We start from the raw sequence: 6,327 nt of genomic DNA, 5'->3' as shown, positions 1-6,327 counted from the left end.
CCCAACCCCTCCCCCCCCGCGGGGCGGGCCCCCGCGGCGGGTCCCCGCCCCCCCCCCCCCCCCGGGCGGCCCGCGCCGCCGGCCGCGTTCGCCGGTCACCGACACCGGTGTGGTGCTCGGCGACGCCTGTCCACCGCGGCTGCTCGAGGTTGTCACCGGGCTCCCTCGACCCAGCCACGGGTGGCGACCGCACCGGGCCTGCGCGAGCTGCTCCGACGACGGCGTCAGCAGGACCCGTCAGGGTGAGACCTGCACGAGCGCACCGGATTCCATCGCGATCCAGAGGTGGCCCGCCGCGTCGACGGTGAGGCCGTGTGGTTCGGCGCCGGGGAGCGGCAGGTGGTCGATCGTTCCGTCGACGGTGATGCAGCCGAGGGCGCCGCTGCCCCATTCGGTGAACCAGAGGGCGCCGTCCGGGCCGCTGACGATGGCGTGCGGGCGGGCATTCCGGTCGGGCAGGGCGAATTCGGTGACGGTGCCGTCGGTGCTGACGCGGCCGATGGCGCCCGCGCCTATCTCGGTGAACCACAGTGCGCCGTCCGGGCCCGCGGTGATGCCGACGGGCGCGGCGGCAGGTGTCGGCAGCGGGTGCACGGTCAGCGTCAGGTCCAGGTCGACGCGACCGACGGCATTGCCCTGGTTCACCGTGAACCACAGGGCGCCATCGGATCCCGTGGTGATCATCGACGGCATCCCGTCGACCGCGACACCGGTCACCGAGCCGTCGGCGGCCAGCCGGCACACCCGCCCGGCCGCCAGTTCGGTGAACCAGAGCGCGCCGTCGGGACCGGTGCACGCACCGTAGGGGCCGCGCGCGGGCACGCTGGTCACCGTGCCGTCGGTGGCGATGCGGCCGAGCCGGTCGCCGTGGTATTCGGTGAACCAGAGCGCCTCGCCCGGTCCGGGGACGATCACCGTGGGCTGCCCGTCCGCCTGCGGCAGCGAGAAAGTGCGCACGTCGCCGTCGGCGTAGCGGCCGATCATGCCCTGCGCGACCAGGGTGAACCAGAGCGCGCCGTCCGCGCCGACGGTCACCCCGTACGGCGCGCCGGATACCTCGACAACTTCTGTGATCTCAGCCAAAGTCCTGAATTCCCTTCTGTATTCCGCGGAAGCGGCGGCGCAGCGCGCGATCGTGCGAGACCACGACCACCGCGCCCCGGTAGTCGTGTAGCGCGCGCTCCACCTCGTCGACGAGCGTCAGCGACAGGTGGTTGGTCGGTTCGTCGAGCGGCAGGAGATCGTGTTCGCCCGCCAGCACTTTCGCCAGCGCCAACCGGCGCCGTTGCCCTTCCGACAGGGTGCCCACCGGCCGGTCGAGCAGCTCGGGCGCGAACAGTCCGGTCGCGAGCAGGGCCGCGCGGCCCAGACCGTAGGTTTCGGTGACCGTGCGCTCCGGATCGAAGCGTTCCTCCTGACGCAGGTAGCCCACCCGTCCTGGCGTGTCCGCGTGGAGGGCGTCGAGCAGGGTCGACTTGCCCGCGCCGTTGGGGCCGTGGATGAGCAGCCTGCCGTGAGCACCGAGCGTCACGGGCCCGATGCGGAATTCCGGCCGCACCCCGGTCGTCGTGAAATGCCCACGGAAGCACAGGGGTTCGGGCGGGCGTGGCACCGGATCGGCGCGCAACCGGCGTAGTCGCTCGGTGGTCTGCCGCACCCGCGAGGCGACCGAGCTCTGCACCCGGCCCGCGTTGCGGTCGTAGGCCATCTTGTTGTTGTCGCTCATGGCGCGTCCGTGCGCCACCCGCTGGGCGGTGCCGGTCGCGAACTCCTCCAGTCGCGCGATCTCCGCGCACCACTGCTCGTAGGCCTGTTCCCAGCGCGCCCGGGCGGCGGCATTCTCCGCGAGGAAACCGCTGTAGCCGCCCCCGAAGCGGGTCAGCCCGCCGTCGGCGACCTCGAGCACCGCGGTGACCATGCGGTCCAGGAAGACCCGGTCGTGCGAAACCAGGACCACGGTGCCGTGATGGGTGCGCAGACGCTCCTCCAGCCAGGTCAGAGCGGTCTCGTCGAGGTGGTTCGTCGGTTCGTCCAGCAGCAGCACCTCCGGTGACGCCGCCAGCAGACAGGCCAATCCCAGGCGGGCACGTTCGCCACCGGAAAGGCTGTCGAGCAAGCGGTCCCGCGCGATCGCACCCAGGCCGAGGCCGTGCATGGCGGCCTCGACCCTGGCATCGGCGGTGTAGCCCTCGCGCGCCTCGAAGCGGGTGAGCAGTTCGCCGTAGCGGTCCATGTCCTGGGCCTCGGCGGCGGCACGCATGCCGCGTTCCAGCTCACGCAGTTCCGCCAGCGCGTGGTCGATCGCGTCGGCGACGGTGGCGCCGGACAGGGTCTGGGCGAGATGGCCGATTCCGCCGTCCGCGGTGACGGTCACCGATCCGGCGTCGGGGCGGGCGGCACCGGCCAGCAAGCGCAGCAGGGTCGATTTGCCCGACCCGTTCTCGCCGACGATGCCGATCCGCTCACCAGGCCGGATCGTGACGGTCACCCCGTCGAGCACGGGCCGGTCCGTATAGGACTTCGACACTCCGCGCAGGGTCATCTGAGTGGCCAAGCAGGTCTCCAATCGCAACTCGTGTAGCTTTAAGCTAGCAATGGTTCGCCACTAACGCAACAGGAGTTGTTTTTGGAACCGCAACGACGACCCGGCGGGCGCAGCGCACGGGTGCGCGAGGCCGTCCTCGACGCGACGACGGCCGAGCTCGCCGAGCACGGGTATCTCGGCCTGAACGTGGACGCCGTCGCCCAGCGGGCCGGGGTCCACAAGACCACCGTCTACCGGCGCTGGCGCGGACCGGAAGGCCTGGTCGCCGACGCGCTGGAGCGCGCGCTGGGCCAACCGTGGCCGATCCCGGACACCGGCAGCCTCACCGGCGACCTGCGCGCCCTCACCGCCCTGCTCCGTGACAGTTTCGACGACCCCGACGCCGCGCCCCTCGCCACGGCGTTCATCATCGCGGGCATGCACGACCCGCACGCCGCCGCCGCGCTGCGCGCCTTCTACGAGGCCAGGCACCGGGACGCTGCCGTGATCGTCGAGCGGGCCGTCGCCCGCGGCGAGCTCGATCCGGGTGTGGACGGCGTAGAGACGGTGCGCACGGCGGTGGCCCCGATCTTCCATCGGCTGTTCATCACCCACGAGCCCGTCACCGCCGAGGACGCCCGCCGCGCCGCCGACGCCGCGGCGGTACTGGCGAGCATGTCGACGGGCGATCGGCCGCACACTGATCCGCGGAAACCCCACGCGCCGTAGATATCTCTGCCGAACAGGACGAGGGCCCCGCCGGCATTGCCTGCGGGGCCCTCGAACGAGCGGATCAGTCCTCGTACGCGTCCAGCGGCGGGCACGAGCAGACCAGGTTGCGGTCACCGAACGCGCCGTCGATGCGGCGCACCGGGGGCCACACCTTCGGCCGGGTATGGCCGAGTCCACGCGGGAACACCGCGACCTCGCGGCTGTAGGGATGGTCCCAGTCACCGACGAGGCTGGCCGCGGTGTGCGGCGCACCGCGCAGCGGGTTGTCGGTCACCGGCCACACGCCGTCGGCGACCTGATCGATCTCGCCGCGGATGGCGATCATCGCGGCGATGAACTCGTCGAGCTCCTCCAGGTTCTCGCTCTCGGTGGGCTCCACCATCAGGGTGCCCGCCACCGGGAAGCTCATGGTGGGAGCGTGGAAACCGTAGTCGGCGAGGCGCTTGGCCACGTCGTCGACGGTGACGCCGGTGCGCTTGGTGATCTCGCGCAGGTCGAGGATGCACTCGTGCGCGACCATGCCGTTCTCGCCGGTGTAGAGCACCGGGAAGTACGCGTCGAGGCGACGGGCGATGTAGTTGGCGGAGGCGATCGCGGTCAGCGTGGCCGACCGCAGGCCCTCGGCGCCCATCATCCGGATGTAGGCCCAGGTGATCGGCAGGATCGAGGCCGAGCCGTAGGGGGCGGCCGAAACCGCGTGCGAGCCCGCTTCGCGCGGGTCGCCGGGCAGGTACTGCGCGAGGTGCGAGCGCACCGCCACCGGACCGACGCCAGGGCCACCGCCGCCGTGCGGGATGCAGAAGGTCTTGTGCAGGTTCAGGTGGCTGACATCGCCGCCGAAGCGACCCGGCCGGGCGAGGCCGACCAGCGCGTTCAGGTTGGCGCCGTCGACGTACACCTGGCCGCCCGCGTCGTGCACCAGCGCGCACAGCTCGGCAACCTCGTGCTCGTACACGCCGTGCGTGGACGGGTAGGTGATCATGATGCAGGCCAGCCGCTCGGCGTGGTCGGCGATCTTGGCGCGCAGGTCGTCGAGGTCGACGTCGCCGTTCTCACGGCACTTCACGACCTCGACCCGCATACCGACCATGGCGGCGGAGGCGGCGTTGGTGCCGTGCGCGCTGGACGGGATCAGGCAGGTGTCGCGGTGGTCGTCGCCGCGGTCGAGGTGGTAGCGGCGGATCGCGAGCAGGCCCGCGTACTCGCCCTGGCTGCCCGCGTTGGGCTGCAGGCTCACCGCGTCGTAGCCGGTGATCTCGGCCAGCCACCGCTCGAGATCCCCGATCAGCTGCAGGATCCCCGGCACGTCCTCGATGGGCGCGAACGGGTGCAGGCGGGCGAAGCCGGGCCAGGTGATGGCCTCCATCTCGGCGGTCGCGTTGAGCTTCATCGTGCACGACCCGAGCGGGATCATGCTGCGGTCCAGTGCGATGTCCTTGTCCGAGAGCGAACGCAGGTAGCGCAGCATCGCGGTCTCGGTGTGATGGCGGGTGAAGGCCGGGTGCGTGAGGTAGTCCGAGGTGCGGGTCTCGATGGTGGCGGGCTGGTTGCCCGCGCCGGAGCCGGGCGCCTGCGCGGTGCCGAAGGATTCGATGACCGCGGCGACGTGGGTGTCGGTGGTCGCCTCGTCGCAGGCGATGGCGACATGGTCCGCGTCGACCAGGCGCAGGTTGATCCCCTGCGACTTCGCTTTCGCGACAACGGCTTCCGCGTTACCGGGCACGTGCGCCAGCACGGTGTCGAAGAAGGTGTCGTGCACCAGCGCGGCGCCGAGCCCGGCCGCGACCGCCGTCGCGTGCCCGTGCACGCGACGGGCGATGGCGCGCAGGCCGTTCGCGCCGTGGTAGCTGGCGTACATGGCGGCGACGATCGCCAGCAGCACCTGCGCGGTGCAGATGTTGGAGGTCGCCTTCTCGCGGCGGATGTGCTGTTCGCGGGTCTGCAGCGCGAGGCGGTAGGCGGGCGCGCCGTCGGCGTCGACCGAGACGCCGACCAGGCGGCCCGGCAGCTGCCGGGCGAACGCGGTCCGCACCGCGAGGTAGCCCGCGTGCGGGCCGCCGAAGCCCATCGGCACACCGAAGCGCTGGGTGGTGCCGAAACACACGTCGGCGCCCTGCTCGCCGGGCGGGGTGATCAACGTCAGCGCGAGCAGGTCGGCGCCCGCGGCCACCAGCGCGCCGCGCTCGTGAGCGGCGGCGAACAGCGCGGTGTGGTCGACGATCCGGCCGGACGCGCCGGGAGTCTGCACGATGACGCCGAAGAACTCGCCCTCGGGCGGCACGCCGGACGCCAGATCGGCCTCGACGATCTCGATGCCCAGCGGCTCGGCCCTGGTGCCGATGATGGTCTTGGTCTGCGGGAACAGATCGGTGTCGATCAGGAGGCGGTTCGACTTCGACTTGCCCGCGCGCCGCAGCAGCGTCATTGCCTCGGCGGCCGCGGTGGCCTCGTCGAGCATCGAGGCGTTGGCGACGTCCATGCCGGTCAGGTCCGACACCATGGTCTGGAAGTTGAGCAGCGCCTCGAGCCTGCCCTGGCTGATCTCGGGCTGATACGGCGTGTAGGCGGTGTACCAGGCCGGGTTCTCGAGCAGGTTGCGCACCAGCACCGGCGGGGTGAGGGTGTCGTAGTAGCCGAGGCCGATCATCGAGGTGGCGACGGTGTTGGAGTGCGCCAGCGCGGCCAGTTCGGCGAGCACCTCGTGCTCGGTGCCGGGCGCGGGCAGCGCGCCGAGACCGGATTCGTCGAGGATCGTCGCCGGCAGCGCCGTGGTCGCCAGCGCGTCGAGAGAGTCGACGCCGACGGTCGCGAGGATCCGGGCGAGTTCGCCGGAATCGGGTCCGATGTGGCGGTCGGCGAACGAACGGGTCACGGCAACTCCAAGGTCGGGCGGGTGGGCCGCCCCGGCGGGGCGGGGGAGCCACCCCCCACCAACGGGGGGGCCGGGGGCAAAAGGTAAACCCCCCCACCCGCCCCCCGCCCCAAAACCCAGGGCGGGCCGGCGCGGTCGAGGGGTTCCAGCCCTCCCCCTCTGTCATGGCGCCTGAGAGATTCGGTGACCCGACCGCAGG

4 protein-coding genes are annotated in these 6,327 nt (G+C 71.9%); 1 reads left to right on the top strand and 3 read right to left on the bottom strand.

All coding sequences use genetic code 11. From position 1 onward, the window contains the following. Positions 1–237 precede the first annotated feature (237 nt). Positions 238–1,083, bottom strand: a complete 846-nt coding sequence (locus QH270_RS33200) for a Vgb family protein (RefSeq protein ID WP_280348663.1) — start codon at positions 1,081–1,083, stop codon at positions 238–240. After that, positions 1,076–2,542 carry an ABC-F family ATP-binding cassette domain-containing protein gene (locus QH270_RS33195; protein ID WP_432420468.1) on the bottom strand — a complete coding sequence of 489 codons (1,467 nt, stop codon included), beginning with the start codon at positions 2,540–2,542 and terminating at the stop codon, positions 1,076–1,078. Before QH270_RS33195 ends, QH270_RS33200 begins: the two co-directional genes overlap by 8 nt. A gap of 84 nt (positions 2,543–2,626) precedes the next feature. Here QH270_RS33195 and QH270_RS33190 point away from each other — a divergent pair, with 84 nt between their 5' ends. Continuing rightward, on the top strand, positions 2,627–3,253 hold the full coding sequence (locus tag QH270_RS33190; protein ID WP_280348659.1) for a TetR/AcrR family transcriptional regulator: 627 nt from the start codon (positions 2,627–2,629) through the stop codon (positions 3,251–3,253). 64 nt (positions 3,254–3,317) lie between these two features. Here the strand turns inward: QH270_RS33190 and gcvP are convergent, their stop codons facing one another. Next, positions 3,318–6,128, bottom strand: coding sequence for an aminomethyl-transferring glycine dehydrogenase (gcvP, locus tag QH270_RS33185; RefSeq protein ID WP_280348657.1), 2,811 nt, complete (start codon positions 6,126–6,128; stop codon positions 3,318–3,320). Positions 6,129–6,327: the final 199 nt, after the last annotated feature.

Source organism: Nocardia neocaledoniensis (assembly GCF_029868625.1).
In the GTDB taxonomy this organism is placed as follows: Bacteria; Actinomycetota; Actinomycetes; order Mycobacteriales; family Mycobacteriaceae; genus Nocardia; species Nocardia neocaledoniensis_A.
Note: the sequence above shows the minus strand (reverse complement) of the source record. Positions and strands in the feature narration are given on the sequence as shown.

Coding starts and splice junctions, on each gene's coding strand:
- QH270_RS33195 (WP_432420468.1), bottom strand. CDS start 2,542: ATGACCCTGCGCGGAGTGTCGAAGTCCTATACGGACCGGCCCGTGCTC.